The organism is Streptomyces sp., assembly GCF_031181705.1.
Lineage (GTDB): Bacteria > Actinomycetota > Actinomycetes > Streptomycetales > Streptomycetaceae > Streptomyces.
The window spans coordinates 1-2,422 of the sequence record NZ_JAPSKN010000006.1; the positions used below are offsets into that span (position 1 = coordinate 1).

The 2,422-nt window shown below is 70.3% G+C and carries 4 protein-coding genes and 1 riboswitch; of the genes, 3 read left to right on the forward strand and 1 reads right to left on the reverse strand.

Translation table 11 applies throughout. The annotated features are described in order from the left end of the window. Complete coding sequence (locus RIN80_RS02425; protein WP_309093779.1) at positions 1-288, reverse strand: type II toxin-antitoxin system Phd/YefM family antitoxin; 288 nt, start codon at positions 286-288, stop codon at positions 1-3. A gap of 95 nt (positions 289-383) precedes the next feature. On the opposite strand from RIN80_RS02425, the gene RIN80_RS02430 reads away from it, so the two are divergent. The 3 genes from RIN80_RS02430 to RIN80_RS02440 all read left to right on the forward strand — a co-directional run bounded on the left by RIN80_RS02430 (position 384) and on the right by RIN80_RS02440 (position 2,361). Next, positions 384-1,019, forward strand: coding sequence for an ATP-dependent Clp protease proteolytic subunit (locus RIN80_RS02430; RefSeq protein ID WP_309093780.1), 636 nt, complete (start codon positions 384-386; stop codon positions 1,017-1,019). A gap of 7 nt (positions 1,020-1,026) precedes the next feature. Next, positions 1,027-1,335: a hypothetical protein gene (locus tag RIN80_RS02435; protein WP_309093781.1), complete on the forward strand. Its 309-nt coding sequence runs from the start codon at positions 1,027-1,029 to the stop codon at positions 1,333-1,335. 336 nt (positions 1,336-1,671) lie between these two features. Continuing rightward, positions 1,672-1,884, forward strand: a riboswitch (cyclic di-AMP (ydaO/yuaA leader). Between the two features lie 3 nt (positions 1,885-1,887). Then, positions 1,888-2,361: a C40 family peptidase gene (locus RIN80_RS02440; protein ID WP_094054314.1), complete on the forward strand. Its 474-nt coding sequence runs from the start codon at positions 1,888-1,890 to the stop codon at positions 2,359-2,361. The last annotated feature ends 61 nt before the right edge of the window (positions 2,362-2,422 follow it).

A 2,422-nucleotide genomic window follows, 5' to 3' on the forward strand; every position in this document is an offset into this window, starting at 1 on the left:
CTAGGCGGGGCCGGACCCCCGGTGCTCCGCCGCGATCCCGAACCGCTGCCGTTCGCCGGCGGCGGACGCGACCTCGCGGACGGTGGACACCGCGCTGATCACCTGCTCCTCGGCCGGCTCGGCGAGCTCCCGGGCCTCCTCCAGTCGCCGCAGGTCATCGGCGGAGACGAGGGCGACGAGCGGCTTGCCGTGGCGGGTGACGACGACGCGTTCCCCGGCGTACACCACGCGGTTGATCAGGTCGGCGAGCTCAGCCCTGGCTTGCGTCACCGGAATCTCGTAGGCCATGTCCCCATCATAACGTCACGTACGTCCTGTACATTTTTTACAGAGACAGCTGTCACCGTCGCCGAGACAGCCCGGCCCGCGAGGAGGGGTTCGCCATGGCCCGACCGTCCGCCCGTCACGTGCTGCCCGAGTTCACCGAACGCACGGGGGCCGGGCCACGGACGATGGATCCGTACTCCAAGCTCCTGGAGGAGCGGATCGTCTTCCTGGGCGCGCCGGTGGACGAGAACTCGGCGAACGACGTGCTGGCCCAGTTCATGCACCTGGAGCACCGGGCACCGGACCGCGACATCTCGCTGTACATCAACTCGCCCGGTGGCAGCTTCCACGCCATGACGGCGATCCACGACACGATGCAGTACGTCTCCTGCGACGTCGAGACGATCTGCCTGGGCCAGGCGGGCCCGGTCGCCGCCGTGCTGCTGGCGGCGGGCACCCCCGGCAAGCGATTCGCGCTGACGGACGCCCGCATGGTGCTCCGTCAGCCCGCGCTGCCGGAGCCGGTCGGAGGCCAGGCCGGTGATCTGGCCATCCAGGCGGACGAACTGACCCGCATGCGGACCCGCATGGAGGAGCTGCTCGCCCGCCACACCGGCCGCACCCGAAAGCAGGTGAGCGCGGACATCGAGCGGGACAGGATCCTCACCGCCCAGGAGGCGGTGGAGTACGGCCTGGTGGACCGGATCATGCCCGACCGCAAGGCCCGCCCGGCCGTGCCGACGGGACGGTGAACCCCCCGTGCTGCCTGACGAGCTGCCGCCGCTGCCCGCCCTGACGCGCGCCGAGGCGGAGTTGATCGACCGTTACCTGGACGTCGTCGACCTGCTCGGCCGGATCAACCCGGCACTGTACGGCGACACCTACCGCGGACTGCGCGCCGCCCAGGCCCTGGTCGGCAAGGCGACCGCACTGCGCGACGCCCTGGCCGTGATGCACCAGCGGGGCGAGACGGAGCTGCACGCCGGCACGCTGGCCCGGGCGCTGCGGGTCCTGGACGGCGAGCGGCGCGCGGCGCGGGTCATGCTGCCCCCCGAGTCCGCGAGTTGAGGCGGTTTTGACGGCCCGGGCGCTCGTGCGGTCGGCCAAGCGTCCGGGCCTGAGTCGAAACGGACCGAACGACGTACCCCTGTTCGGAGTAGACAGGAATCCTTTTTCTGGCCCCCCGCGGTTGCGCAACGCGCGGGGCCACGGGGCGGAATGGGGCGTTCCATCGCTGGTCCGACCGTCCGCGCAGCCGTGGACGGCGGCTCGAACAGTGATGTGTCCACCCGAACGGGTGAGTGGTGAGTAACAACACAAATCCCCGGTTCCGTTGGGATTTCAGGACATCCATGCGTCAAGATCCCTGTCTGACGACAAGCCCCCGCCACAGCGGCGGGGCGATCCGGGCGGACGCCGAGTCCTGCCGCCGCCCGGATGACCGGTCGACAGGAGTGGATCGGCAGGAGTGGAGGACCCAAGCACGACGGGTCGCCGGGACGGTCACGCCATGACCGGGTCCGAGCAGCCCTTGGGGTGAAGCCGCGTCAGCGGCCGGGCAACTTCGCCAGCCCGAATCCGACAGGTCATCCTTCACAGGCGGCTGACGAAGGGTTGCGCATGACTGCGCTCAATCGTGTCCCGTCGCTGATGGTCCGGGCCGGCACGGCCTCGGCCCTCACCATCGCCGCCGTGGGCGGCTCGATCGTGGCGCCCGGCTTCTCGTCCGAAGCGGCGGCAGCCACGCCGGCGACGAAGGCACTGCAGATAGCGGCCTCCAAGAAGGGTTCGCCCTACAAGTACGGGGCCACCGGACCGCACCGGTTCGACTGCTCGGGGCTGACGCTCTACGCGTTCAAGAAGGCGGGCAAGAAGCTCCCGCGCACGGCCGCCCAGCAGTACAACAAGACGCGCCACATCTCCGCCAAGAACCGCAAGGCGGGGGACCTGGTGTTCTTCCACTCGGGCAGCAGCGTCTACCACGTGGGTATCTACGCGGGTAAGAACAAGCTCTGGCACTCCCCGAAGAGCGGGGACGTGGTGCGGCTCCAGAAGATCTGGACCAAGAGCGTCTGGTACGGGCGCGTGAAGTGATCCCTCCGGCGTGGGGGGGGGGGCGGGGGACCCCCCCCCCCGCCGGGGCGGGGCACCGGGG